This is a genomic window from Aestuariirhabdus haliotis, from assembly GCF_023509475.1.
Lineage (GTDB): Bacteria > Pseudomonadota > Gammaproteobacteria > Pseudomonadales > Aestuariirhabdaceae > Aestuariirhabdus > Aestuariirhabdus haliotis.
Genome location: NZ_JAKSDZ010000004.1, coordinates 18,193 through 45,084, shown reverse-complemented (window position 1 = coordinate 45,084; position 26,892 = coordinate 18,193). Strand labels below are relative to the sequence as shown.

At 53.6% G+C, this 26,892-nt stretch carries 22 protein-coding genes; 13 read left to right on the top strand and 9 right to left on the bottom strand.

Translation table 11 applies throughout. From position 1 onward, the window contains the following. Nucleotides 1–32 precede the first annotated feature (32 nt). The 3 genes from gltB to hemE all read left to right on the top strand — a co-directional run bounded on the left by gltB (nucleotide 33) and on the right by hemE (nucleotide 7,163). Complete coding sequence (gltB, locus tag MIB40_RS04735) at nucleotides 33–4,484, top strand: glutamate synthase large subunit (protein WP_249691423.1); 4,452 nt, start codon at nucleotides 33–35, stop codon at nucleotides 4,482–4,484. 89 nt (nucleotides 4,485–4,573) lie between these two features. Continuing rightward, nucleotides 4,574–5,989, top strand: a complete 1,416-nt coding sequence (locus tag MIB40_RS04730) for an FAD-dependent oxidoreductase (RefSeq protein ID WP_249691421.1) — start codon at nucleotides 4,574–4,576, stop codon at nucleotides 5,987–5,989. Between the two features lie 109 nt (nucleotides 5,990–6,098). Further along, on the top strand, nucleotides 6,099–7,163 hold the full coding sequence (gene hemE / locus MIB40_RS04725; RefSeq protein WP_249691418.1) for a uroporphyrinogen decarboxylase: 1,065 nt from the start codon (nucleotides 6,099–6,101) through the stop codon (nucleotides 7,161–7,163). Between the two features lie 83 nt (nucleotides 7,164–7,246). Here the strand turns inward: hemE and MIB40_RS04720 are convergent, their stop codons facing one another. The 4 genes from MIB40_RS04720 to MIB40_RS04705 form a co-directional block, all read right to left on the bottom strand. Continuing rightward, nucleotides 7,247–7,696: a PaaI family thioesterase gene (locus MIB40_RS04720; RefSeq protein WP_249691416.1), complete on the bottom strand. Its 450-nt coding sequence runs from the start codon at nucleotides 7,694–7,696 to the stop codon at nucleotides 7,247–7,249. A gap of 83 nt (nucleotides 7,697–7,779) precedes the next feature. Then, complete coding sequence (locus MIB40_RS04715; RefSeq protein WP_249691413.1) at nucleotides 7,780–9,054, bottom strand: bifunctional O-acetylhomoserine aminocarboxypropyltransferase/cysteine synthase; 1,275 nt, start codon at nucleotides 9,052–9,054, stop codon at nucleotides 7,780–7,782. Between the two features lie 117 nt (nucleotides 9,055–9,171). Next, nucleotides 9,172–10,209, bottom strand: coding sequence for a serine/threonine protein kinase (locus tag MIB40_RS04710; RefSeq protein WP_249691410.1), 1,038 nt, complete (start codon nucleotides 10,207–10,209; stop codon nucleotides 9,172–9,174). 125 nt (nucleotides 10,210–10,334) lie between these two features. Beyond that, a complete protein-coding gene (locus tag MIB40_RS04705) occupies nucleotides 10,335–10,946 on the bottom strand; it encodes a ComF family protein (RefSeq protein ID WP_249691402.1) in 612 nt (203 codons plus the stop codon). A gap of 264 nt (nucleotides 10,947–11,210) precedes the next feature. On the opposite strand from MIB40_RS04705, the gene bioB reads away from it, so the two are divergent. From bioB to MIB40_RS04665, 8 genes are all read left to right on the top strand, one after another. Next, complete coding sequence (bioB, locus tag MIB40_RS04700; protein WP_249691400.1) at nucleotides 11,211–12,263, top strand: biotin synthase BioB; 1,053 nt, start codon at nucleotides 11,211–11,213, stop codon at nucleotides 12,261–12,263. Next, nucleotides 12,247–13,440: an 8-amino-7-oxononanoate synthase gene (gene bioF / locus MIB40_RS04695; RefSeq protein WP_249691398.1), complete on the top strand. Its 1,194-nt coding sequence runs from the start codon at nucleotides 12,247–12,249 to the stop codon at nucleotides 13,438–13,440. Before bioB ends, bioF begins: the two co-directional genes overlap by 17 nt. Then, on the top strand, nucleotides 13,440–14,216 hold the full coding sequence (locus tag MIB40_RS04690; RefSeq protein WP_249691396.1) for an alpha/beta fold hydrolase: 777 nt from the start codon (nucleotides 13,440–13,442) through the stop codon (nucleotides 14,214–14,216). The genes bioF and MIB40_RS04690 overlap by 1 nt, the downstream gene beginning before the upstream one ends. Next, nucleotides 14,216–15,013: a malonyl-ACP O-methyltransferase BioC gene (gene bioC / locus MIB40_RS04685; RefSeq protein WP_249691395.1), complete on the top strand. Its 798-nt coding sequence runs from the start codon at nucleotides 14,216–14,218 to the stop codon at nucleotides 15,011–15,013. The genes MIB40_RS04690 and bioC overlap by 1 nt, the downstream gene beginning before the upstream one ends. Continuing rightward, a complete protein-coding gene (gene bioD, locus MIB40_RS04680; RefSeq protein ID WP_249691394.1) occupies nucleotides 15,007–15,690 on the top strand; it encodes a dethiobiotin synthase in 684 nt (227 codons plus the stop codon). The genes bioC and bioD overlap by 7 nt, the downstream gene beginning before the upstream one ends. Before the next feature lie 139 nt (nucleotides 15,691–15,829). Further along, entirely contained in the window at nucleotides 15,830–16,060 is a 231-nt protein-coding gene (locus MIB40_RS04675; RefSeq protein WP_249691392.1) for a hypothetical protein, read from the top strand. 26 nt (nucleotides 16,061–16,086) lie between these two features. Continuing rightward, the gene (locus MIB40_RS04670) at nucleotides 16,087–16,980 is read left to right on the top strand and encodes a putative metalloprotease CJM1_0395 family protein (protein WP_249691389.1); all 894 of its coding nucleotides are present in this window, start codon (nucleotides 16,087–16,089) and stop codon (nucleotides 16,978–16,980) included. 250 nt (nucleotides 16,981–17,230) lie between these two features. Next, complete coding sequence (locus tag MIB40_RS04665) at nucleotides 17,231–19,030, top strand: phenylacyl-CoA dehydrogenase (RefSeq protein WP_249691387.1); 1,800 nt, start codon at nucleotides 17,231–17,233, stop codon at nucleotides 19,028–19,030. A 49-nt stretch (nucleotides 19,031–19,079) separates the two neighbouring features. Here MIB40_RS04665 and MIB40_RS04660 read toward each other — a convergent pair whose 3' ends face one another. Next, on the bottom strand, nucleotides 19,080–19,328 hold the full coding sequence (locus tag MIB40_RS04660; RefSeq protein WP_249691386.1) for a hypothetical protein: 249 nt from the start codon (nucleotides 19,326–19,328) through the stop codon (nucleotides 19,080–19,082). A 270-nt stretch (nucleotides 19,329–19,598) separates the two neighbouring features. Between MIB40_RS04660 and MIB40_RS04655 the strand changes: the two genes are divergently transcribed. After that, entirely contained in the window at nucleotides 19,599–21,380 is a 1,782-nt protein-coding gene (locus tag MIB40_RS04655) for an acyl-CoA dehydrogenase C-terminal domain-containing protein (protein ID WP_249691384.1), read from the top strand. Nucleotides 21,381–21,463: 83 nt separating this feature from the next. Here MIB40_RS04655 and accC read toward each other — a convergent pair whose 3' ends face one another. The 4 genes from accC to dsbD form a co-directional block, all read right to left on the bottom strand. Next, nucleotides 21,464–22,804, bottom strand: coding sequence for an acetyl-CoA carboxylase biotin carboxylase subunit (gene accC / locus MIB40_RS04650; RefSeq protein ID WP_249691375.1), 1,341 nt, complete (start codon nucleotides 22,802–22,804; stop codon nucleotides 21,464–21,466). Between the two features lie 31 nt (nucleotides 22,805–22,835). Continuing rightward, on the bottom strand, nucleotides 22,836–23,288 hold the full coding sequence (gene accB / locus MIB40_RS04645; protein WP_249691374.1) for an acetyl-CoA carboxylase biotin carboxyl carrier protein: 453 nt from the start codon (nucleotides 23,286–23,288) through the stop codon (nucleotides 22,836–22,838). A 51-nt stretch (nucleotides 23,289–23,339) separates the two neighbouring features. Further along, nucleotides 23,340–23,786: a type II 3-dehydroquinate dehydratase gene (aroQ, locus tag MIB40_RS04640; RefSeq protein WP_249691371.1), complete on the bottom strand. Its 447-nt coding sequence runs from the start codon at nucleotides 23,784–23,786 to the stop codon at nucleotides 23,340–23,342. Nucleotides 23,787–23,991: 205 nt separating this feature from the next. Further along, complete coding sequence (gene dsbD, locus MIB40_RS04635) at nucleotides 23,992–25,818, bottom strand: protein-disulfide reductase DsbD (RefSeq protein WP_249691368.1); 1,827 nt, start codon at nucleotides 25,816–25,818, stop codon at nucleotides 23,992–23,994. A gap of 311 nt (nucleotides 25,819–26,129) precedes the next feature. On the opposite strand from dsbD, the gene MIB40_RS04630 reads away from it, so the two are divergent. Beyond that, the gene (locus MIB40_RS04630; protein WP_249691366.1) at nucleotides 26,130–26,819 is read left to right on the top strand and encodes a tetratricopeptide repeat protein; all 690 of its coding nucleotides are present in this window, start codon (nucleotides 26,130–26,132) and stop codon (nucleotides 26,817–26,819) included. Nucleotides 26,820–26,892: the final 73 nt, after the last annotated feature.

The following is a 26,892-nucleotide window of genomic DNA, read 5'->3' as shown; positions in this document are numbered from 1 at the left end:
TATCCAATAGATTATACGGTGGGAGTGTGCCTATGAGTTCAGGTCTGTACCATCCTGAGCAGTTTAAAGATAACTGCGGTTTTGGGCTGATTGCCCATACCGAAGGCGAAAAAAGCCATCATCTGTTGCAGACAGCGATCGAAGCGCTGACCTGTATGACCCACCGCGGTGGTATCGCAGCAGACGGTAAAACCGGCGACGGTTGTGGCCTGTTGATTCAGAAACCCGATTCTTTCTTTCGCGAAGTTACCCGTGGGCAGTATGCCTCAGAGTTAAACGAGCGCTATGCCGTCGGCATGATTTTTTTAAGTGCCGATGCCGAGAAAGCTGAAATCGGTCGTCAGGCGATAAGTCAGGAAATCGCCGCCGAAGGTCTGGAGTTGCTAGGCTGGCGGACCGTCCCCACTGACAATGAATGTTTAGGCCCTATCGCTATTGAACAGGAGCCGACGATCGACCAGGTATTTATCAATTGCCCGGATGAGATCGACGAGGCCCACTTTGCGGTTAAATTGTTCATGGCGCGCCGTAAAGCCGGCCTGGCGATGGCTGATGACCCTGACTTTTATATTTGCTCGATGTCCGACCGCGTTGTGTCTTATAAAGGTCTGATGATGCCGGTGGACCTACCGCGTTATTACAGGGATCTCGGTGACTCTCGCTTTGAAACGGCAATTTGCGTTTTCCATCAGCGTTTCTCTACCAATACCATGCCTCGTTGGAAGCTGGCTCAACCTTTCCGCATGTTGGCGCATAATGGTGAGATCAACACTATTACCGGTAACCGTAATTGGTCTGAAGCCCGCTCCAGCAAGTTCCATTCCGAATTGTTGCCGAATCTGGATGCGGTCAAACCGCTGGTTAACCGCACCGGGTCAGATTCCTCCAGTATGGATAATATGCTGGAAGTGCTCGTAACCGGCGGCGTCAAACTCTATCGCGCGATCCGCATGATGGTGCCCCCGGCCTGGCAGAATGTGGATACTATGGACCCCGAGCTACGGGCGTTCTACGAATACAACTCCATGCATTTGGAACCCTGGGATGGCCCCGCAGGTCTGGTCATTACCGACGGTCGTTATGCTCTGTGCGCCCTCGATCGTAACGGTTTACGACCATCACGTTGGGTTCGCACCAGTAATGGTTATCTGACTGTTGCTTCTGAAATCGGAGTATTCGATTACCAGCCAGAAGATGTTATTGCCAAAGGGCGTGTTGGCCCGGGTGAAATTTTGGCGATCGATACCGAGACCGGCGAGCTGCTGCAAGCCCACGATATTGATAACAAGCTCAAAACCCAGCAACCCTATAAACAGTGGTTGAAGAGCGGAGCCAAACGTATTCAATCCAAGTATATCGAGCAGCTGCATCGCGTAGAGCACTTCGATAAGGACACCCTGAACAGTCACATGAAAATGTTCCAGGTAACCTTTGAAGAGCGCGACCAGGTGCTGCGGCCCCTGGCGGAAAATGGCGCAGAAGCAGTCGGTTCTATGGGGGACGATACGCCCATGGCCGTATTGTCGGGACGTGTACGTTCGGTGTACGACTATTTCCGTCAGATGTTCGCCCAGGTGACCAATCCGCCGATAGATCCGCTGCGCGAATCCATCGTGATGTCGCTGGAAAGCTGTATTGGCGCCGAACGCAATGTCTTTGAGGAAACCCCGGAACACGCGGCGCGTGTTATTCTGGGTTCCCCCGTCCTCTCGACTACCAAGTTCCTCAATATCACCAATGAGGAAGAACTCGGTATTGGAGTCGCCTGCATCAGCCTTAACTACGATGCGAATGAGCCGCTAAAACAGGCGATTGAGCGTGTTTGCGACGAAGCTGAAGCCGCTGTGCGCTCTGGCAAAGTGGTCGTGCACCTGAGTGATCGTGACCTGACCGCCGGCAAGCTTACTATACATGCGGCCATGGCGACCGGCGCCGTGCATCACCGACTGATCCGGCAAGGTTTGCGTTGTGATGCCAATATCGTCGTCGAAACGGGTACGGCCCGTGATTCTCATCACTTCGCGGTGTTGATCGGCTTTGGTGCTACGGCAGTATATCCCTACCTCAGCTATGAAGTGCTGGGGGATCTGATCCAGACCGGTGAGCTGCTGAGTGACCAGATTGCGGCTCATAAGGCGTACCGTAAAGGAATCAACAAAGGGCTGCTGAAAATCCTGTCCAAAATGGGCATCTCCACCATTGCCTCTTACCGAGGCTCCCAGCTGTTTGAAGCGATTGGCTTAAGCGATGAGGTGGTGGATCTTTGTTTCTGCGGTGTCAGCAGTCGTTTGCAAGGTGCACGCTTTGAAGACCTGCAAAAGGAACAGACGCTTCTGGCCAAAGAAGCCTGGATACAGCGTAAGAAAATCCAGCAAGGCGGTTTGCTTAAGTACGTTCATGACAGTGAGTACCATGCTTTTAACCCGGACGTAGTCAGTACCATCCAGAAAGCGGTGAGCACGGGTGACTATGGCGTCTATCGCCAGTATGCGGACCTGGTCAACCAGCGCCCCGTGGCAACCCTGCGGGACCTGCTGGCGATTCGGGAAGATCTGACGGCAGTTGAGCTTAATGAGGTCGAGCCGGTCGAATCGATCGTGCGTCGTTTCGACAGTGCGGCCATGTCCCTGGGGGCTTTGTCTCCAGAAGCTCACGAAGCTTTGGCGCAAGCGATGAACCGCCTCGGTGGGCGTTCCAACTCCGGTGAGGGGGGGGAAGATCCTGCCCGTTTTGGTACCGACAAAGTCTCCAAAATCAAACAGATTGCATCCGGTCGTTTTGGTGTAACACCTCATTATCTGGTAAATGCTGAAGTGCTGCAGATCAAAGTAGCGCAAGGTGCCAAGCCGGGTGAAGGTGGCCAGTTACCTGGTGGTAAAGTCAATAAGTTGATTGCCCGACTGCGTTATTCGGTGCCGGGTGTGACCTTGATCTCCCCACCGCCGCACCATGATATCTATTCGATTGAGGATTTGGCTCAGCTGATTTTTGACCTGAAGCAGGTGAACCCCAAGGCTCAGGTATCGGTTAAACTGGTTTCCGAGCCGGGCGTGGGAACGATAGCCGCCGGTGTGGCCAAGGCCTACGCCGATCTGATCACGATCTCCGGCTATGATGGTGGCACAGCCGCCAGTCCGTTGACGTCGATTCGCTATGCCGGTTCTCCCTGGGAGCTGGGGCTTAGTGAAGCGCAGCAGGCACTTAGAGCCAATGATCTGCGCGGCAAGATTCGCCTGCAAACCGACGGTGGTTTGAAAACCGGTCTTGACGTGGTTAAAGCCGCCATTTTGGGTGCCGAAAGCTTTGGCTTTGGTACTACGCCGATGGTTGCTATGGGCTGTAAGTACCTGCGTATCTGTCATTTGAACAACTGTGCGACCGGTGTTGCTACGCAAAATGACGAGCTGCGTGAAAAGTACTTTATCGGCGATGTCGAGATGGTCATGAATTTCTTCCGTTTCGTCGCCGAAGAGACCCGCGAATGGTTGTCCAAGTTGGGTGTGCGTTCCCTGGAAGAGCTGGTTGGTCGTACGGACCTACTGCAGGCACTGCCGGGTTACACGGATAAACAAGCCAATCTGGACCTGTCGCCGATACTTAGCAATGACCATATTCCAGCGGATAAGCCTCAGGTGTGCCAGGCCGACCGTAACGATCCTTTCGATCGTGCGGAGATGGCCGAGCGTATGGTGAACGATATGTTGCCAAGCATCGACAGTGCCAGCGGTGGCGAATTCCAATACAGCATCGGTAACTGTGATCGTTCGATCGGAGCCCGGATCTCGGGTGAAATTGCCCGTCGACACGGTAACCTCGGCATGGAGCCGAACCCGATCAGTGTACGCTTGACCGGTACTGCCGGGCAGAGCTTTGGTGTCTGGAACGCTGGCGGCTTGCATATGTATTTGCAAGGCGATGCCAATGACTACGTCGGCAAAGGTATGACCGGTGGCAAGCTGGTCATTACGCCGCCTTCAGGAAGCCAGTTCGAATCGCAGGATACCTCTATTATCGGTAATACCTGTGTCTACGGAGCCACCGGCGGTAAGTTGTTTGCGGCTGGTCGAGCGGGTGAGCGACTGGCGGTACGTAACTCTGGCGCTCATGTTGTGACCGAAGGTGCCGGAGACCATTGCTGTGAATATATGACCGGTGGTCTGGTAACCGTGCTGGGTGAGGTTGGACACAACTTCGGAGCAGGCATGACGGGTGGTTTCGCCTATGTGTTCGATCGAAATCGACAGTTCGTTGATCGTTATAACCACGAACTGGTAGATATTCATCGAATTGATACTGAGTCGATGGAGCAATATCGCACCCATCTGGTCCATATTATTGAAGAGTATGTGGCCGAGACCGGTAGTGCCTGGGGTAAAGAACTGTTGGAAGATATTTACGATTATATTGGCAAGTTCTGGCTGGTGAAGCCGAAAGCCGCCAATATGAACGATCTGCTCAGCAGTATTCGTACCCGCCCTGAGTAATCGGGATTGCATCAGGTAGTGCATAGCACCCTGCTGCGAAGCGTGCTTCGCAGCAGGTATAAACAGAAAGCATTGATGAGGTAGGCACCATGACTGAGCGTTTGAACAACAGCTTTCAGTTTCTGGATGTAGCCAGAGCAGAACCGAGCAAGAAAGAGCTCGATGTACGAAAGAATCAGTTTGTAGAAATCTATAAGCCGTTCACGCACAAAGAATCCAAATCCCAGAGCCATCGTTGCCTGGAGTGTGGAAACCCTTATTGCGAGTGGAAGTGTCCGGTCCATAATTACATCCCCAACTGGCTTAAGCTGGTTGCCGAAGGCAATATTATTGAAGCGGCAGAGCTGAGTCACCAGACCAATACCTTGCCTGAAGTCTGTGGTCGAGTGTGCCCACAGGATCGGCTCTGTGAGGGGGCCTGTACCCTTAACGACGGTTTTGGCGCGGTGACCATTGGTGCGACCGAAAAGTTTATTACCGATACCGCCTTTGCCATGGGCTGGCGACCAGACCTCTCCCACGTCAAGGAGACCGGTAAGCGAGTGGCTATCATCGGGGCTGGTCCCGCTGGCTTGGGGTGTGCCGATATCCTGGCTCGCAATGGTGTCAAAGCGGTGGTGTTTGACCGTCATCCGGAAATTGGTGGTTTGCTGACCTTTGGCATCCCTGAATTCAAGCTTGAAAAAGATGTGATGAAACGCCGTCGTCAGGTATTCGAGGGCATGGGCATCGAATTTCAGCTCAATACCGAAATCGGCAAAGAGATCACCATGCAGCAGTTGCTGGATGATTACGATGCGGTGTTTATGGGAATGGGTACCTACACGGCGATGAAAGGCGGATTCCCCGGTGAAGAACTTCCCGGTGTTCATGATGCATTGCCGTTCCTGATCTCCAACGTCAATCGTTGCCTTGGTTATGACGATAAGGGTGAGTTTATCGACATGAAGGGTAAGCGTGTGGTGGTTCTTGGTGGCGGTGATACCGCGATGGACTGTAACCGTACCTCGGTTCGCCAGGGTGCTGCTTCGGTCACCTGTGCCTACCGCCGCGACGAAGCCAATATGCCCGGTTCTCGAAAAGAAGTAGAGAACTCCCGTGAGGAAGGCGTTCAATTCCTGTTTAACCGCCAGCCGGTGGAAATTGTTGGTGAAGGTAAAGTCGAAGGTATCAAGGTGGTGTCTACCCGTCTGGGTGAACCGGATGAAAATGGACGCCAGCGGCCTGAGGTTATTCCCGGCAGTGATGAAGTGATCCCTGCTGATGTGGTGTTGGTGGCCTTTGGTTTTCAGCCTAGCCCTGAACCCTGGTTCGCGGACCACAAGATTGATATCAATAGCTGGGGTGGTGTTATTGCCGAAGAGCAGCAGGAGTTTAAATTCCAGACCAGTAACCCCAAAGTGTTTGCCGGCGGTGACATGGTGCGAGGTTCTGATCTGGTGGTGACCGCTATTTGGGAAGGTCGGCAGGCGGCTGAAGGTATTCTGGATTACCTCGAAGTTTGATCTCGATCATGACCGGCGAACGTGGCAGTGCTATGCGCTGCCTTTTCGTCCCCGGTGTTTGCTATAGTACGTCACCTTTGCTGCGTCTTATTCAAATAAAAGAGTTCCTATGATCGAATTGAAAAATGACCGTTTTCTTCGCGCTCTGTTACGTGAGCCCGTTGATGTAACGCCCGTATGGATGATGCGCCAGGCCGGTCGATATCTGCCTGAGTACAAGGAGACGCGTGCCCAGGCTGGGGATTTCATGTCCCTGTGCATGAATCCTGAACTGGCCTGTGAAGTGACAATTCAGCCATTGGAACGTTATGACCTGGATGCGGCGATCCTTTTTTCGGATATTTTGACCATCCCTGATGCGATGGATTTGGGGCTTTACTTCGAAACCGGTGAAGGGCCACGTTTCAAGAAGCCGGTTCGCACCGAAGCTGATGTCGATGCTCTACCAATCCCGGATCCCTCAGATGGGCTTGATTATGTGATGAAAGCGGTGACTACCATTCGCCGTGAGTTAAATGGTCGAGTGCCACTGATCGGTTTTTCCGGCAGTCCCTGGACGCTGGCGACCTATATGGTCGAGGGCGGCTCATCCAAGGATTTTCGTCGAATTAAAGCGATGATGTTTAGCCAACCCGAAGTATTGCACCAGCTGTTGGATAAGCTGGCCCAGTCTGTCATCAGTTACCTCAACGCTCAGATTGCCGCGGGTGCTCAGGCTGTGCAGATCTTCGATACCTGGGGCGGTGTCCTGAGCCCAGCGTGCTACCGCGAGTTTTCGCTGAATTATATGGCGAAAATTGTTGCCGGACTGACCCGAGAAAGTGAAGGCCGCAAGGTGCCGGTGATCTTGTTCACCAAGAATGGTGGACAGTGGATCGAACAGATTGCCGATGCTGGAGCCGACTGTGTCGGCCTGGACTGGACCATTGATATTGCCGAAGCTCGCCAGCGCATCGGCAGCCGAGTAGCGCTGCAGGGCAATATGGATCCTTCCGTGCTTTATGCCTCCCCGGCGCGTATTCGTGAAGAAGTAGAAACGATTCTACAGGGCTTTGGCAAAGGCAACGGTCACATATTTAATCTGGGCCACGGCATTCACCAGTTCGTTGACCCCAAACATGCCGGTGTTTTTGTCGAGGCGGTGCATGAACTGTCCGAGAAGTACCATCAGTAAGTGGCTTGGTAGTTGTAGCAAAAAGGGCTCATTATTGAGCCCTTTTTAGTGTCCGCCTGGTTGAACAGATTGCCGATCAGGCGTCAGCTGCCAACTCGCCTGAGCTGGTAAGTCCCTTTGGATTGGGCAACCAGAGTGTTCTCACTGTCCAATAGTTTTGCTTCCAGTACAAAGTCCACTTTGCCTTGTTCGTTAGCCAGGGATTGCAAATGTTCAATCTCCTCGTTATCCATAGACAGCTCGCAGCTGATATCGGTTTTTGCCGGGCGCAGAAACTCAATCTTGAGGTCCTTGACGATAGGGTAGAAACGGCTGACATCAAAACTGGTCATAAAGAGCGCACCGCCCGGGATTTCGGCGAGGGTGAACAGCGCTCCAGCATACATGGTGCCGATATGATTCTGGTTGCCTTCGAGTGGCGCCCGTAAACGGACATTGCCGCGTTCAAGTCGCTCCGCTTTGAGTCCCATGCGTTGCACAAAAGCGATTTTATCTTCAACAAACTGACGGGCTTGCTCGGGGCTAAAGGCCATGGCTCCACTCCTTTTCTTTTCAGTGTCGCAGTTGCAACGGGTAGAGCCAATGACCAAAAGCACCAAATGGATTGACGGCGCTGTTACTGGGCCGCTTTTAAGGACTGCTCAATATCGGCCAGTAGATCGTCGATGTGCTCGATGCCAATCGACAGTCGCACCATATCTTTGGCCACACCTGCCGCCGCCAATTCTTCATCGTTAAGTTGGCGATGGGTGGTGCTGGCAGGGTGACAGGCCAGAGATTTTGCGTCCCCAATATTGACCAGTCGGGTAATCAGCTGCAGCGCATCGATAAAGTGAGCCCCGGCTTCGGCGCCTCCCTTTATGCCAAAACTGAGGATACCGGAGGCTCGCCCACCCATCTCCTGTTGGCAGAGTGCGTATTCGGAGCTGCTTTCCAGTCCGGCATAATTAACCCATTCGACCTGTGGGTGTTGCTGCAGATACTGGGCTACGGCAATGGCATTCTCGCAATGGCGATCCATGCGCAGTGGCAAGGTTTCGATCCCTTGCAGAATCAGGAACGCGTTCATTGGCGAAATGGCGGCACCCGTATTGCGCAGGGGAACCACTCGGCAACGGCCGATAAAGGCTGCGGCGCCAAGGGCCTCGGTATAGGTTACGCCGTGATAGGAGGGGTCGGGTTGGTTGAGGGTTGGGAAACGTTCGGCGTGTTCTGCCCAGGGGAACTTGCCCGAATCAACCACGACACCGCCGATGGAGTTGCCATGTCCGCCCATGTACTTGGTCAGGGAGTGAATAACGATATCGGCGCCGAGCTCGAAAGGGCGGAGCAGGTAGGGGGTGGCGACCGTATTATCGACAATCAGCGGTACGCCTTTGCTGTGGGCGGCGGCGGCCAATGCCCTGATATCCACCAGGTTGCCTAATGGGTTGCCGATAGATTCGCAAAATACGGCCTTGGTGCGATCGTCGATCAGGGCTGCCAGAGCGTCGATATCGTCGTGGGAGGCCATGCGCACTTCGATACCTTGCTTGGGCAGGGTGTGGGCAAACAGGTTGTAGGTGCCGCCATAAAGCTTGTTAATGCTAACGATGTTATCGCCGGCTTCGGCAATGGTTTGTATGGCGTAGGTGATCGCGGACATCCCGGAGGCGGTTGCCAGAGCTGCAATGCCGCCTTCGAGTTCAGCCACACGTTGTTCCAATACGGCAGTGGTGGGGTTCATGATGCGGGTATAGATATTGCCCTCAACCTTGAGGTCGAACAGGTCGGCGCCGTGCTGGGTATCATCAAACGCATAAGAGGTGGTTTGGTAAATAGGTACCGCGACCGCTTTGGTGGTTGGGTCGGGTTGGTAACCGCCATGGACGGCAATGGTTTCGAGCTTCATATGTTATCCCCTGAGCGATGATGGTCTTTGAGTGTGTAAGACCATCAAGCATACCAGTGGATTCTGGCTTTGCCAGCAGGGGATCAGAGGGTAACGGTAATCTGGCTCATAACAGCATTACCAAAGCTCAAGCGGCGGCTCTTGCAAAGCGGATAGTTGCTCACGTAATTCAAGAATGTGTTCAGACCAGTAACGCTCGGTATTAAACCAGGGGAAGCTGTGGGGGAAAGCAGGATCTTCCCAGCGCCTGCCCAACCAGGCGTTATAATGCAGCAGGCGCAAGGTGCGCAGGGGTTCGATGAGACGTAACTGGATCGCAGGAAAGTCATTAAACTCGTTATAGCCTTCTACCAGCTCGCTGCATTGCAGGCGTTGCTGGTTGCGATCGCCGGAGAGAAACATCCACAAGTCCTGAATCGCAGGACCATTACGGCTGTCGTCAAAATCCACAAAATGAGGTGTCTCATCACGCCATAAAATATTACCGATATGGCAATCACCGTGAAGCCGTATCTGCGGCTGTTGGCCAACCTCGCCCCAGATGCGGCGAACCTGAGCGAGCAGATCTTCACACAACGTCTGGTAGGCTGTACGTAACCCGGCTGGAATCATTTCGGACGCTAATAAAAAGGCAACAGAAGCCTCACCGTAGCTGGCGATATCGATTGAGGGGCGATGTCGAAAAGGCGTGCTGGCACCGCAAAGGTGGATACGACCCATCATTCGTCCCAGCACCAGCAGGTGGTCAAGATTATCGAGTTCGGGAGCGTGCCCTCCCTGTCGCGGGAAAAGTGAGAATCGGTAGTCTTTGTATTCAAAAACGCTGTTGTCGCCTTTCAATGTCAGAGGCGGTACAACGGGCAATCCCAACTCTTTAAGCTCAAACAGGTAATTGTGCTCTTCAGCAATTTGTTCATCGCTCCAGCGCTGGGGACGATAAAACTTGGCAATGATCGGTGTATTCTCTTCGATACCCACCTGGTAGACACGATTCTCATAGCTATTCAGTGCCAGTACCCGGGCATCGCTGAGGTAACCCAGGCTTTCTACTGCATCGATAACCGTATCGGGTGTTAACGCATAATAGGGCGGCTTGGCATTCTGGGTCGAGCTTTGATCCAGCTGCGAATCATTAACGGTAGGTGGCTGTTGCATGGTTATCGCCCTGAGAAATAAGCCGGCATTGTAACGCGCCTGCCTCTCGGGGTGCACTAAAGGGTCCCCAGCATCCTGGCGAAAGGCAGAGCGTTAAAGCTGGGGACGGTGGATTAATGGCAAGGTTAATGAGGTGAGGGGGTACGTGCCAGGCAGCAAACATCGACCCGGGAAGCTCCTGCTTTCAGCAACAACCGGGTAATTTCGTTGACGGTGGTGCCGCTGGTGACCACGTCATCCACAAGGGTAATCGAGATATGCGGTACAGGATCGCGAAGCTGAAAAGCGCCTTTGAGGTTCTTTTGGCGCTGCTTTAGCGTTAATCCCTGCTGTCGTGGGGTATTTCGGCAGCGGATTACCAATGGGTGTATGAGTGGAATGCCGCTTTGTTGAGATAAGAAACGTGCCAATTCCAGTGCTTGATTGAACCCACGCTGGCGGAGTCGACGGCGATGCAAGGGTACCGCAACAATGGCATCGGTGGCGCCTCGTAGAGCAATATGCTCGCTGAATCGGTGCCATAGCAGATGATGCAGGAGTTTGGCGTAGCGCCATTTCTTGCCGTATTTATAGCGGCTCAGCAGCTGTCGAATGGGGAATTCGTAATCGAAAGCTGCAATGCATTGCTCAAAATGGGGAGGCTTTACCAGGCATTGACCGCAGAGGCTGTCCAGGGGGCCGTTATGCTCCAGGGCGCACCGGGAACAGGGATTTAAGGCGCGCGGAAGCGCCTGCAAGCAAGGCTCGCACAGGGGTAGTCGAACTCTCGCGGGAGCGCTACAGAGCAAACAGGTTACTATTGGTTGGTTAAAAATCGCTCACTAGTAAACTTTGTTGTTATGTGCAGGGTTGACAGGCTGAGGGTAGCCGATATTATTCATCGCTATAAAACCGTGCAGGACGAATAAAAGCGAGAGCGAAAATCTGCTTTTGCCTGTAGCACGATACCCCTTGGCGCTGTGAGCCTGGCGTTAAGCAAATAAGTAATCAGGAATTGACCGATGTCGACTGTAGATGCCCGGGTGCGCCATGACTGGACGCCCAATGAAGTAAATGCGCTGTTTGAACTCCCTTTTATGGATCTGGTATTTCGAGCGCAAACCGTTCATCGCCAGCACTTTGACCCCAACCAGGTTCAAACCAGCACACTTCTGTCGATTAAAACCGGCGCCTGTCCTGAGGACTGTAAGTACTGCCCCCAGAGCGGTCATTACAACACGGGGTTGAAAAAAGAGAAATTAATGGCGGTTGACCGAGTGCTTGAAAAGGCGCGCCAGGCTCGAGAGGGGGGTGCCAGCCGCTTCTGTATGGGGGCCGCCTGGAAGCATCCCAGCGAAAAGGATATGCCTTACGTCCTGGAGATGGTGAAAGGGGTCAAGGCGCTAGGGCTCGAGACCTGCATGACCCTGGGAATGCTGAACGAAGACCAGTCCCAGCAGCTCGCCGAGGCTGGGCTCGACTACTACAATCATAACCTGGATACCTCCCCGGAATTTTACGACAAAATCATTACTACCCGCAGCTTTCAGGATCGTCTCGATACCCTGAGCCATGTGCGCGATGCCGGTATGAAAGTTTGTAGTGGTGGTATTCTGGGTATGGGCGAAACCGCGAACGATCGTATAGGTTTGTTGATCCAGTTGGCCAATATGCCCAAGCAGCCCGAGAGCGTACCAATCAATATGCTGGTAAGGGTAGAGGGCACGCCTCTTGAAGATGCCAAGGAGGTTGACTCGTTCGACTTTATTCGCACCCTTGCTGTGGCCAGAATCATGATGCCGGAGTCCTACGTTCGACTGTCCGCAGGGCGGGAAAGCATGAGTGATGAAATGCAGGCGCTGGCCTTTATGGCCGGGGCTAATTCGATCTTCTACGGTGAATGTTTGTTGACCACGCCAAACCCGGAGAAAAACCGTGATTTGCAACTGTTTGCTCGTCTGGGTATGCGCCCGGAGCAAGCGATTGACAAAGCCGATGATGCAACCGAAGCCGAGATTCGACAGAACCTGGTGAAGCAGCAGCAAGACGCGCTCTTCTATGACGCTTCCGCCTGATTACCGGGGCTTCGACGGCCTGTCGGAAGATCTTGAGCGCCGGCGAGGCCAGCATTTGTATCGTCACCGACGCTTGCTGCAGTCGCCTCAGCAACCTCATTTGCGTTGCGATGATCGTGAACTGCTGGCGTTTTGCTCCAACGACTATCTGGGATTGGCCAATCATCACGAGGTGATTGCAGCCTTCCAGCAAGCCGCTTCCCGCTATGGCGTTGGCGGCGGTGCTTCCCATCTGGTCATCGGTCATAGCGAGCCACATCATGCACTCGAGGATGCATTGGCCGAGTTTACCGGGCGGGAGCGCGTGTTGCTGTTTAGCTCGGGTTATATGGCCAACATGGGTGTTATAACGGCTCTGTTGGGTAAAAAAGATGCCGTATTTGAAGATCGCCTGAACCATGCTTCCTTGCTGGATGGCGGCCTGCTCAGTCGCGCTCGTTTTCAGCGCTATCTCCACAATGACTCCGCTAGTTTAAGTGCCAGGCTTGCTTCATCTGACGCCAGACGTAAGTTAGTGGTCACTGATGGTGTATTCAGTATGGATGGGGACGTGGCGCTGCTGCCTGAGTTAGCCGCCACCTGTGCGGATCATAATGCTTGGCTTATGGTGGATGATGCCCACGGTTTTGGTGTGCTTGGCGACTCCGGTGGTGGTTGTGCCGAGCACTTTGAAATGAGTGCCGAGCAGCTCCCTGTGTTGGTCGGTACCCTGGGCAAAGGTTTTGGTACCGCAGGAGCTTTCGTTGCTGGCAGTGAGGTGTTAATCGAGACACTGATCCAGCAGGCTCGCAGCTACATTTACACCACTTCTATGCCGCCCGCTGTTGCCGCCGCTACTCTGGTCAGTTTGCGCTTATTGCAACAAGAAGGCTGGCGGCGAGAGCATCTGGCCAAGATGGTCCAGCGTTTCCGTCTCGAGGCTGCAACACTCGGGTTAGAGTTGATGGCATCCGAAACGCCGATTCAGCCCATAGTCATTGGTGACGCTTCCCGGGCTTTGGCGTTGAGTGCCCATCTCGAAACGCTTGGGGTTTTGGTAACCGCCATTCGTCCTCCGACAGTGCCCGAAGGTAGCGCTCGCTTACGAGTCACTCTCAGCGCAGCCCATACCGAACAAGACATTGATCGTTTACTTGAAGCCTTCGTAATAGCCGCTAAAAAAACAGGTGTGCGGTGATGGGTAATGCTTCGCCTACTTTGGTATTGATTCCAGGCTGGTCAATGCCCATTTCAGTGTTTGATCCCTTGTGCGAGCTGTTGGGCGATATGCAATACGAGTGCTTGCCTTTACCGGGCTATGAGTTGCCTCTATCTGGTCCAGCTCTGTGGCAAGACTCCTCCGCGTTAGTGGATGGATTGGTGCAGCACCTGCCGCCGGGACCGGTTGTGCTGCTGGGCTGGTCCCTGGGTGGTGTGTTGGCATTGCATATGGCAGAACGGGCGCAAGAAAAGGTTAAGGGCATTATGTTATTGGCCAGTAACCCCTGTTTTGTCCAGCGTGATGACTGGCCTGGAATGGCATCCGATACTTTTGCCCAGTTTGTCGAGAACGTAAAAACGGCACCTGAAGCAACCCTGCGCCGGTTCCTGCAGCTCTGTTGCCGGGGCAGTCACGATGTTCGTGGGCGCACTCGTTGGTTGCGTGAGGACTGCTGTTTCAAGGGTGACTCATCTGTATTGCTACCCGGTTTGAACTGGTTGGCAGAGGATCATCGACCTGTGTTACATCAGCTGACTCAGCCCGTACTGTCTGTGCTGGCTGAACAGGATGCGCTGGTTCCGTCAAACGTATCCAGATGCCTGCCGGGTGAATCCAGAGTTATACCGGCTAGTAGCCATTTACTGATGGCCGATCAGCCCCTGCTTGTTGCAGACCAGGTGCAAGAGTTTATTGATCGCATTGATATGGGCAATGCCTGTTCCGAACCCCTTGTTGTTAAAAGGCGGCAATAATGTCTCCACCGGTTGATAAAGCGGCTATCGCCAGTAGTTTTGGCAACGCGGCTGATAGCTACGATGATGCGGCCCACCTGCAGCAACAGGTGGCTGCTGAGGTGATGGCGTCGATTCCCGAATCGATTTCACCCACCGTGGTGGTCGACCTGGGTTGTGGCACCGGAGTGCATACAGCCGAGCTGCAGATGAGATACCCGCAGGCAATGGTGCTTGGCTGTGATCTGTCGTTTGGCATGTTACAGCATGCCACTGACTGTCATGCCCAGCCGCTCTGGTGTGGTGGAGATGCAGAGTCGTTACCATTGAGGTCCAATTCCATTGATCTTCTGTTTTCCAGTTTGGCCATTCAATGGTGTGACCAGTTTTCCGCTGTGCTCAGTGAAGTTTATCGTTGCTTGCGCCCGGGTGGTCAGTTTGTTTTCTCGACGCTGTGCGAGGGTACGTTGCACGAGTTGAGAACCGCTTGGGAGCAGGTTGATCGGTTCAGTCATGTGAATGATTACCCTTCGTTTAATAGCTTGGAAGTTGATGTGGAGCGCAGTGGTTTCAGGGTGGCTCAGCTGAGTACTGCGCCACGACGGCTCTATTACCGTCGGGTGAGTCAGTTGAGTCGTGAGCTCCTGGCTTTGGGCGCTAATACCCTGACCGGAGAACGTCGTCCTGGCTTGATGACGCCGTCACGTTTGCGGGCGCTTCAGCTTGGCTATGAGCAGTTCAGGGATGATCAGCAGCTTCTGCCAGCTACCTATCAAGTGGTCTATGCCCGGTTGATTAAAGAGAGCGAGTTATGTTGAAGAAACGCTATTTTGTCGCTGGTACCGATACCGACGTCGGCAAGACATTGGTGACCTGCGCCTTGCTGAATTCAGCAAAAGAGGCCGGGTTAAAGACCTTGGCGCTCAAGCCGGTAGCGGCCGGTTGTGAGGCGACGGAGCATGGTCTTCGAAACGATGATGCGCTTCAGTTACAGGCTCATATGACTCTGAATCTGGCCTATGATCAGGTAAACCCGGTGGCTTTGACTGCACCTATAGCGCCTCATATCGCTGCTGCTCAGGAAGGTCGTCGATTAACCGCTGACCGATTGGTGGGCTTTTGTCGTGGCGCCATGATGCAGCCGGCGGATCTGACTCTGGTTGAGGGCGCGGGTGGCTGGCGGGTGCCATTGAACGAGCGTGAGTATCTGAGCCGTGTGCCTGTAGAGCTGGGTTTGCCGGTGATACTAGTGGTTGGCATGAAATTGGGTTGTTTGAGTCATGCCCTGTTGACCGCCGAGGCGATACAACGTGATGGGCTTGCTTTGGTGGGCTGGGTGGCGAATCAGGTCGACGTTAATATGGCCGCCTATCAGGAGAATCTTGATAGTTTGCGGCAGCGGTTACCGGCTCCCTGCCTTGGCACCATTCCCCGGCTGCCGTCAGCCTGTGCTAAAGAGGCCTCCACTTACCTCGAGCTGGATGCGCTCTTATAATTATTCGGGTTTCAAAGTGCTTTCTTTATACGAAGCAGCTACTTCTTGTGTGTGTGCTATTTGGTTAAAATATGCACATCGAGTTGTGCCTGGTCTTCAATGGTTGGCAGACTAACTGGTTAGTAAACGAGGTATTTGAGTGAAAGTCGATTCAGCATTCAGTAGTGGTTTAAGTGGTATTCAGGCAGGGCAGAAAAATATGCGCAACGCTGCTCAGGATATTGCCGAAGCGGGCACCACAAAGCCCAATGCCGATGTGGCATCTCCATTGGTCGAACTGAAAACCAGTCAGATTCAAATTGAAGCCTCTACCAAGAGTGTTAAAGCGGCTGATGAAGCTTTGGGGTCGTTGATTGATACGCTTGCCTAGCATCGAGCATCACTAAAGGAGATATTGTGCAAATTCCTCCCGTAAACTTGACGCCGGTAGTAACACCTCCGGCGCCAGTGGGTAAACAGCAGGAGGCGCAAACCGCTCCTGAGGAGGAGAGTCGTGTCTTCAGCCCGGTGGATGAAACCGATGAAACCAATGCAAAACCCGGTCTGAGAGAGTCCCCGGAAAAAGCGAAAGAGCAGGCATTGGATGTTCTTGTTGCACGGCGTGATGGCAGCGATGATCCCGCTGAAACTGATTCTGAAAATGCTGGTGTACCCACCAATAGCCGGTCGGCTCAGTCAGCGGAGCAGGATCCTCGCGAGGCGTTGCAGCTGGCCGAACTTGCTCGTCGAGACCGAGAGGTTAGAAATCATGAGCAAGCCCACGCTTCGGTAGGTGGTGCCCTCGCAAGTGCTGCTACCTATCAATATACGATTGGCCCGGATGGCCGGCGTTATGCCACGGCGGGTGAGGTTAGTATCTCCACTGGCTCGGTTTCCAGTGACCCTCGCCAGGCAATCGTCGATGCAGAACGGATACAGCGCGCGGCTTTGGCTCCGGCTAATCCCTCTTTGCAGGATCGTCGGGTTGCCAGTCAAGCGGTTCAGATGAAGCTGGACGCCACGCGAGAACTTGCAGAACAATCCCGCGAGGCTCGGAATCAGGAAGAGTTAGAGCGTAGCGAAGCTCGTGAACAGCGATTGTCGGCGCAACAGGTCGACCAGGAGCGAACAGAAGCGCGCAAAGCCAGAGAAGAACAGGCCGCGGAACTGCGGGAGCGTCAGTTGGAGCAGGCGCAACTGCAACAGGAGCGCCTGTCGCGAGCCAATCAGGATCTGGTGGAAACCTACAGCGCATTGCGCGACTTTAATCGCAACCCGGGCGATAATCCCTTTATTGATACCTCTGCCTGACGTCTAACAATAATTAATCGGAATATGGATGTTTCTCCTGTATCGCGGGCGGTTTTATGGTGTCTGTTCAATGCAGTCGGCGCCGTAGAAAAGGTTGACATTACCGAGCTGTAAACGTATGTTTCAAACAGCTGTTTGAAAGCTGATTATTACAATAGACGTCCTCCGCCATTCGGAAAGGCTGTCATCCTACCGCAACCGTTCCATAGAATGGTTAGATGGTCCCAACAAGAGTTAGAGGTCACCCTTTATGCCAGAATACAAGGCCCCCCTACGCGATATTCGTTTCGTACGTGATGAACTGCTTGGTTTTGAAGAGCACTACGCTACTACTCCCGGCTGCGAAGAAGCGACACCGGATATGGTTAATGCGATCCTCGAAGAGGGCGCCAAGTTCTGTGAGCAGGTTATCGCTCCCCTTAACCGTGTTGGTGATACTCAGGGCTGCACCTGGAGTGAAGAGGGTGTAACTACCCCGGAAGGCTTTAAAGAAGCCTATAACCAGTACGTTGAAAGCGGCTGGCCATCACTGGCACACGATCCCGAGGTTGGTGGTCAAGGCTTGCCAGAGTCTCTAGGCCTGGTTATGAGCGAGATGGTTGGCGAAGCCAACTGGTCATGGGGGATGTACCCCGGCCTTAGCCATGGTGCAATGAATACAATACATGCTCACGGTACGGCCGAGCAAAAACAAACTTATCTGACCAAGCTGGTTTCCGGTGAGTGGACCGGCACCATGTGCTTGACCGAATCCCACTGTGGTACCGATCTGGGCCTGCTGCGCACTAAAGCTGAGCCTCAGGCAGACGGCAGCTACAAGATCAGCGGCACCAAAATCTTTATCTCGGCTGGTGAGCACGACATGGCGGACAATATCGTCCATATCGTATTGGCTCGCCTGCCGGACGCGCCTGCTGGCACCAAGGGTATTTCCCTGTTTATCGTACCTAAGCGCCTGCCTGACGCTGATGGTAATGCCGGTGACAGTAATGCCGTAGCTTGTGGCTCTCTCGAGCACAAGATGGGTATCCATGGTAACGCGACTTGCGTTATGAACTTCGACGAAGCGACAGGCTACCTGATTGGTCCTGAGAACAAAGGTTTGAACTGCATGTTCACCTTTATGAACACGGCTCGTCTGGGCACGGCACTGCAAGGCCTGGCTCATTCCGAAATCGCCATGCAGGGCGCACTGGCCTATGCTCGCGACCGTCTGCAGATGCGTTCGCTGACAGGACCTAAAGCGCCAGAAAAAGCGGCGGATCCAATTATCGTACACCCTGATGTGCGTCGTATGCTGTTGACCATCAAAGCCTTCACAGAAGGCAACCGTGCTATGGCTTACTTTGCCGCCAAGCAGGTTGATGTCACTCATTATGGCAGCGATGAAGAGAAGAAAGCTGCTGACGACATGCTGGCTTTCCTGACACCTATTGCCAAGGCTTTCGTAACCGAAACCGGTTTTGAGGCAGCTAACCACGGTATTCAGGTGTATGGCGGCCACGGCTTTATCAGCGAGTGGGGTATGGAGCAAAACGTTCGTGATGCCCGTATCTCCATGCTGTATGAAGGAACTACCGGTATTCAGGCACTCGACCTGCTGGGTCGTAAGGTGCTTATGACCCAGGGCGAGGCGCTCAAAGGTTTCACCAAGATTGTCCATAAGTTTTGCCAGGCCAATGCTGAGGGTTCTGTTAAGGAATTCGTTGAGCCGCTGGCAGCACTGAACAAAGAGTGGGGCGAAATGACGATGAAGATCGGCATGAGCGCCATGAGCAACCGTGAAGAAGTTGGTGCGGCCTCTGTCGATTACCTGATGTATTCCGGCTACGCAGTGCTGGCCTACTTCTGGGCTGAAATGGCTAAAACGGCGCAGGAAAAACTGGACGCAGGTACTACCGAGACTGATTTCTATCAGGCCAAGGTTGAAACCGCTCGTTTCTACTTCCAGCGTATCCTGCCTCGTACTCTGACCCATAAGGCCGCCATCGAGTCTGGTGCTGATAACCTGATGGGAATGACCGCCGAGCAGTTTGGTCCCGAAGCTTAAACGCCGGGGATCTATTGAAAAAGCCCGCATGAAAATGCGGGCTTTTTTGTCACTGGGTTTCGTCGAGAATGGCAAATCCTAGTAAGGTGGTAGGTAGCCCAATCATGATGATAAAGGGCAGCACCGGGTTGCTCAGGATTAACAAGGTAGCTAACAACCAGAGAGTGCGGACGATGCGGCGCTTGGCTCTATAGCGAGGGGTAAAGGTGCGGCGGTAGAAGTGAGCGGCGTCAGGCTCCTGCTGAAGCATCCACTGGGGGAGCAATGCCATCCGTAGCATCAGAAGTAAAATCTGCATAGTGACTGTCCTCGTTGTCATAAATCTAGGACAGATTTACGGGGCTGTCAGGCGTTTTCGCGGATTTTCATGCGCTGGTTGCTGCCTTGCTTGCAGTGTATGTGTAGTGCGGAGCGCTAAGGTTAGTATTTTTATGACCGATTAGTCATTTTTAGACTAATTGAGTCTATTTGGTTCGTTGATTATCATCGAACTTCAGTGTGCGAAAGTCACTCCAAGGTATCTGTAGATTGGCTTTCTTAACGAGTTAAAGAGTAAGAGGTTTGAATCATGGCTGAATACAAAGCACCGTTGCGGGATATCCGCTTCGTTATGAACGAAGTCTTTGAAGCAGATAAGCTTTGGGCGTCAATGCCTGCGCTGCAGGAAACGGTTGATGCGGAAACGGCAGATGCCATTCTTGAAGAAGCGGCCAAGCTGGTGGGTGGCATGATTGCACCACTGAATCGTGAGGGTGATGAAGAGGGCTGTCAGTGGAATGAAGGTGCTGTGTCTACCCCGACAGGCTTTAAGGAAGCCTACCAAACTTACGCTGAAGGTGGTTGGGTAGGTTTGACCGGTAATGCCGAGCTGGGTGCTATGGGTATGCCAAAAATGTTGAGCTCCCAGGTAGAAGAGATGACCATGGCTGCCAACTTCTCTTTCGGCCTCTATCCGATGTTAACCGTGGGAGCATGTCTTTCTATCAACGCCCACGCTACAGAAGAGCTTAAGGAAGCCTATCTGCCGAACATGTACGCAGGAACCTGGGCGGGTTCCATGTGCTTGACCGAGCCTCATTCCGGTACCGATCTGGGAATTATTCGTACCCGCGCCGAGGATAACGGTGATGGTAGCTACAGTGTGACCGGCACCAAGATCTTTATCACCGGTGGTGAGCACGACCTGACGGAAAATATTATCCACTTGGTCTTGGCCAAGCTGCCAGATGCTCCGGCAGGACCTCGGGGTATCTCTCTATTCCTGGTGCCAAAAATTAACGTGAATGATGATGGCAGCCTGGGTGAAAGCAATAGCGTCAGCTGTGGTTCCATCGAGCACAAGATGGGTATCAAGGCATCCGCGACCTGCGTGATGAACTTTGATGGCGCTAAGGGCTACCTGGTCGGTGAGTTGAACAAGGGGCTGGCTTGTATGTTCACCATGATGAACTATGAGCGACTGGGTGTGGGTATTCAGGGTCTGGGTGCCGGTGAAGCTTCATACCAGAACGCTATTGAGTACGCCCGTGATCGTATTCAGGGGCGTGCAGCTACAGGGCCCCAACAGCCAGAGAAAGCGGCCGATCCAATTCTTGTGCACGCCGATGTGCGTCGCATGCTACTGAACATGAAGTCCACGACGGAAGCGGGTCGGGCCTTTTCCGCTTATGTTGCCAAGCAGCTTGACCTGGTCAAGTTCAGCGACGATGGTGACGTGAAAAAGAAAGCCGAAGCGATGGTGGCCTTGCTGACACCTGTTGCCAAGGCCTTTATGACCGATATGGGGTTGAACAACACCATCGATGGTCAGCAGGTGTTTGGCGGTCATGGTTATATTCGTGAATGGGGCCAGGAGCAGCTGGTTCGTGATGCTCGTATTGCCCAGATCTACGAAGGCACTAACGGAATCCAGGCGCTCGACCTGATGGGGCGCAAGACTGTTGCTAACGGCGGCGAGTGGACGCGTCTGTTCCTGCAAGAGGTTCGTGAAACCGCTGCTGGCACAGCCGATGAGTTCCGAGCGCCATTGCTGGACGCCTGTGATCGTTTGCAGGAGGTAACGGATTGGGTGTTCGATCGTGCAGCGACTAATCCGAATGAGATCGGAGCGGCCTCGGTAGAGTATTTGCACCTGTTTGGTTATACCGCTTATGCCTATATGTGGGCCCTGATGGTAAATCGTGCCCAGCAGCAGTTGGATGCGGGCTCAGATGAGCAAAGCTTCTACGAAGCTAAGCTGGTGACCGCGCGATACTACTTTGCACGTTTGCTACCGCGCATCTACAGTCTGGAGGCGACTATAAAGTCTGGTGCTGATCCTCTGTACGCGTTGGCCGATGAGCTGTTCTAGCGGCTTTCGTTGGACATAAATAGCAGCCACAAAAAAGCCCGGTATATTCCGGGCTTTTTTGTGGCTGGGAAACTGGCGGATGATTAGTCTGAGAGTTTCTCTTCCAGGTAATGAATGTTGACGCCGCCGGCAATAAAGGCCGCATCGCGAACGAGCTCCTGTTGCAGCGGAATGTTGGTACTGATGCCTTCTATGACGATCTCATCCAGCGCCTGACGCATGCGGCGCAGAGCCACATCGCGGGTGTCACCGTGAGTGATGACTTTGGCAATCAATGAGTCGTAGTGGGGCGGCACGCTGTAATCGCTATAGAGGTGAGAGTCGGTACGAACGCCGAATCCACCAGGAGCGTGATACAGGCTGACCGTGCCCGGACAGGGCATAAAAGTAGTAGGGTCCTCGGCATTGATGCGGCACTCGAAGGAGTGACCGGTTACTTTGATATCTTCCTGCTTAATGGAGAGCGGTTGTCCGCTAGCGATCAACAGCTGCTCTTTTACGATGTCGACACCGGTAATCATCTCGGTGACGGGATGTTCAACCTGAACCCGAGTGTTCATCTCGATAAAGTAGAATCCGCCGTCTTCATACAGAAATTCAAAGGTGCCTGCACCGCTGTAACCGATATCGACACAGGCCTGCACGCAGCGCTGAGCGACTTCCAGGCGAATATCGTTTGGAATACCCGGTGCCGGTGCCTCTTCCAGAACCTTCTGGTGACGGCGCTGTAATGAGCAGTCGCGGTCAAACAGATGAACCGCATTACCTTGACCGTCGGAGATCACCTGGATTTCAACATGGCGGGGGTTTTCGAGGAACTTCTCCATATAAACCGTACCATCGCCAAAGGCAGCCTGAGCTTCACTCTTGGTAATGGTAATAGAACTCAGGAGGGCGGCCTCGCCATGAACAACACGCATGCCGCGTCCACCACCACCGGCAGCGGCTTTGATAATGACGGGGTAGCCAATTTCTCGGGCCAGCTTAATGGTACGTTCGGGGTTATCATCAAGCGCACCGTTAGAGCCGGGTACAGTTGGTACTCCCGCTTTTCGCATCGCTTCTATGGCGGATACCTTGTCACCCATCAAACGAATCACGTTCGCGTTTGGACCAATAAAGGTAAATCCGCTGCGCTCTACCTGTTCTGCAAAATCGGCATTTTCAGCCAGAAAGCCGTAGCCAGGATGGATAGCAGTAGAGTCGGTGACCTCGGCCGCCGCGATAATGGCGGGTACATTAAGGTAGCTTTGCAGGGGGCTGTTGGGTCCGATACAGACCGCTTCGTCGGCTAGACGAACGTGTTTCAGATTGCGGTCGGCCTCAGAGTGAACGGCAACGGTTTTGATGCCCAGCACCTTGCAGGCTCGCAAGATGCGAAGGGCAATTTCGCCTCGGTTGGCGATAAGCACTTTTTCCAGCATGGTAGGATCCTGTCCTGGTCTCGATGGACGATTAAACGATAGTGAACAGTGGCTGGCCGAATTCAACCGGTTGCCCGCTTTCTACCAGAACCGCCTCGATGACGCCGGACTTGTCGGCCTCAATCTGGTTCATCATTTTCATAGCTTCGACGATGCACAGCGTGTCGCCGGATTTAACCTGCTGGCCGACTTCCACGAAATTGGCAGAACCTGGGGATGGGGCGCTGTAGAAGGTGCCGACCATGGGGCTGGTTACCTGGTGTCCTGTGAGCAAGGGTGCCGTTTCTTTTTCTACGGGGGCGGCGGCAGGTGCTGGAGCGGGCGCCGGTGCTGGCGCTGGAGCCATCGCTACAGGTGCTGCGGCCATAGGGGTTGCGGAGTTTCGGCTAATACGAACCGACTCCTCACCTTCTTTAATCTCCAGCTCATCAATACCGGATTCTTCGAGTAGCTCAATCAGTTTCTTAACTTTTCTGATATCCATAGTCGGTCTCTTTACTGAGTTTCTTGGGCAGGTCATACCTGCAGGAATTATTTATTCGCTCTGAACAATCTGCTTCAAAGCGGCCTGAAGTGCGAGTTCGTAACCCTGTGGTCCCAGACCACAGATCACCCCGACGGCCTGATCGGAAAAGTAGGAGTGATGACGGAACGGTTCGCGTTGATGCACATTCGACAAGTGCACCTCAATAAAAGGAATATCCACCGCAGCCAGGGCATCGCGCAGCGCGACGCTGGTGTGGGTAAAGGCGGCCGGGTTGATAATGATAAACTGGATGCCCTCGCGACGGGCATCGTGAATGCGCTCGATCAGTTCGTACTCTGCATTGCTTTGCAGGTATTGCAGGTGGTGCCCTGCTTCCTGAGCCTGGCTAACCAATATGCTGTTGATCTCTTCCAGCGTGGTGGCACCGTAAACCTCGGGCTCACGTGTGCCCAGCAGGTTAAGATTTGGGCCGTTGAGTACGAGGATGCTTGCCATGGACCGGGATCTCTAGCGAATGGTTGGGTGGTAAGTTTGAATGTGAAGGATTTTGACCGATCTTGCTGGTAAATGTCCATAACTGGCGTGTAACAGGAGGTTACTGGCCGGTTACATAAGCGAGGATTGTGATTGCCTTGGTCGGTTTTAAGCCGCGTGACTCATGGGTCACGTGGTTATAGAGCTTGATTGTTGCTAGGAGAAATCAACTTTCGCTTAACGCCTGACGCAAGGTAGTGCTGAGAGTGTTAGCGGAAGGCTCACCCTGAACCCGCAAGTCCTTTATTTCGTTCCCGTGGCGGTCGTAGAACAGGAAAGCGGGCGGGCCGAACAAATTAAAGGCCTGCAAAAGCGCTTGCTGGGAAGGTAGGTTTTCGGTGACATCGGCTCGTATCAGGGTAAAGCGCTGGAGCTGGCTATGGATCTCCGGGCGAGGGAAGAGCTCGCGCTCGGTGACTTTGCATGAGATACACCAGTCGGCGTAGAAATCGACAAAGACGGGCTGGCCCTGCTCTCCCGCTCTAGCCACCGCCTGTTGCAGTTCGGGCAAGCTGGTAACGGTGGTGAATGCCAAACCGTTAAGCGGGTCCGAGCTATTAGCGCTGGCCGAGCTGAACTCCAGAGGTCTGAGTGGATTGGAATTTCCCTGTGCGGCACCAATGATCAGGCAGCCGCCATAAATCAGCAAAACAAGGCCTGTTCCCTGCCAAAGTGCTGGCCAGCCCCCTTGTCCGTTGAGCTTAAGAGCGCCCATATAGATAGCCGAAATAATCAAAAGGGTTGCCCATAGCATCAGCGTCACAGGGCCGGGAACTAACCGCTCCAGCATCCAGATAGCAACACCTAGCAGCATAACTCCAAACACTGCCTTGACGCTTCCCATCCAGGCCCCGGCCCTCGGCAGCAAGCTGCCTCCCCCAACGGCCAGAATCAGCAGCGGGATGCCCATGCCAATGCCGAGGGCAAAGAGCGCGAGGCCACCGAGTAGGGCATCTCCGGTGGCACTGATATAAACCAGTGCGCCGGCCAGGGGCGCCGTGACGCAAGGGGATACAACCAGCGAGGAAAGGACACCCATAAACAGGGCGCCGGACAAGCTACCACCACGAGAGCGTTCGTTGAGACTCTGAACACGGCTTCTCAGTGCATTGGGCAGCTGAAGCTCGTAAAACCCAAACATCGACAATGACAGCAGCACAAATAAACCCGCGAAAGGAATCAGAACCCAGGGGGACTGCAGTTTTGCTTGCAGATTTAGGCCTGCACCGAAGTAACCCATCAGGGTTCCAGCCACGGCAAAGGTAATCGCCATGCCCATAACATAGGCGCTGCTGTAGGCGATGGTGTGGCGGCGAGTCGGGGGATGCTGGCCGTTACCCACAATCAGACTGGAGAGAATGGGTACCATCGGCAAAACACAAGGGGTAAAGGTCAACCCCAGTCCCGCCAGTAAAAACAAGCCAATAATAGGCAGCCAGGTGCGCGTGTTCAGCAGGTTCGAGAACGCTTGATCTTCACTGATCAGCTGATTGTTCTCTCCTGTGGGGCTGGCCTGTGTCGGGAGGGAACCGTTACCGGGCTGATTCATCAACGCAATGCGGGTGGTATGAGGCGGATAGCAAAGCCCTGCATCGGCACAGCCCTGAAAGGTTACATCCAACTCGATAAATTCCCCGGCCCCGGGGATACTGAGGGGAACGGAAAGGTCCTGAGTGTAAACTTCCAGTTCGCGCTGTTGGAACTGATCGTATTTTGGCGTTCCCGTGGGTAGTCGGTCGGCAGCAAGTGACTGGCCATTGCTGACGGTGACAAATTTAAAGCGGTCCTTGTAGAGATAATGCGCTTCGGTGACTCGAAATTGAATGGTGGCCTGCTCGCCACTCAGATTTCCGCTGACCTGAAAGGCCTCCTCGACGGGCAGGAATTGCTCTTCAGCTGATTGTGGATCGCTGAACAGGTTGCTAAAAGCACCATAGGCGTTGTTGCCCAGCAGGGCGAAAAACAAAGTGAACAGGTAAAGCGTTGTTTTCATTGGTACTCTTGGATAGGAGCGTGATATCAGGATTAGTCGATTAGACACCGTAACAGGCGACAAGATTTCAATCCTACCACAGTAAAAGTGCGCAGAAGATTGATCACAGATCAGAAATATGCCGTTTTGTCCGTCGCTAAGGGAAGTGGTTGCAGATAGACGGTCGTTAATGAGGGCAAAACGGGTCAGGTACAAGATAAAATCGGCAGCAGCCGACATTCCTGATATTCGCCCGTTATGGCGTATTGACTGCATTCGGGGGCGGTGAGTTAATTATTGCATTCCAGACGATTTCAGGAGCGACGCATTTGATGACTAAACGAGCGGTTTTGCTGCTTTCGGTAATGCTTCTTAGCGGTTGCGGGACCGGCTTCTCACGCATGGGTAGCGAGTCCGCAGCCGATGGCGCACAGGAGGCGGAACGCCTGCAATCCCGGATTGCCTGGCTGCTGCTCGAGGCTGACGAGGCGCTACTGCGTCAACAGTTAACAACCCCGGAAGGCGACAATGCCTTTGCACGTTATCAGGATGTGCTTCGCTTGCAGCCGGAAAACCTGGAAGCCCAGCGTGGGCTCGAGCGAATCGTCAACAGTTACCTTCGTTGGGCTGACTCGGCCATGGCCAGGGGTAATGTTGAAAAGGCACAAACGTACATCGATCGTGCACGATTGGTGTTGCCTAACTCTCGACGGGTCAAATCCGCTCAGGCCAAGCTGGTAAATGCCGGTAAGGTGCCGGCCGTCGACGGCGAATACGCTATCGATGGTAACGAGTTAAAAAAGCGTAGCGCTAGTCTGTCTTCTTACCTGGCCGAGGTTGGTCGTAAGGTGGAGCAGGAGCAGGCGGTATTCCTGATTGTTGCCCCGAATGATCGTGACGCGCGATGGATATTTCAGCAGATGCAAAAAGGCTCCAGCCAACGTTTGCGGGGTAATATTCAAACGGGCTCTGCTTCCCGTGTTCGTATCTTGCAGAAACCCGGTTCCGGGGATAATTCCTGAGATACTGTGTGGTACCATCACCAGCAAGCTACGCTTTAAGAAAATTGATAATTCCCAAGTATTGGCAGCCCAG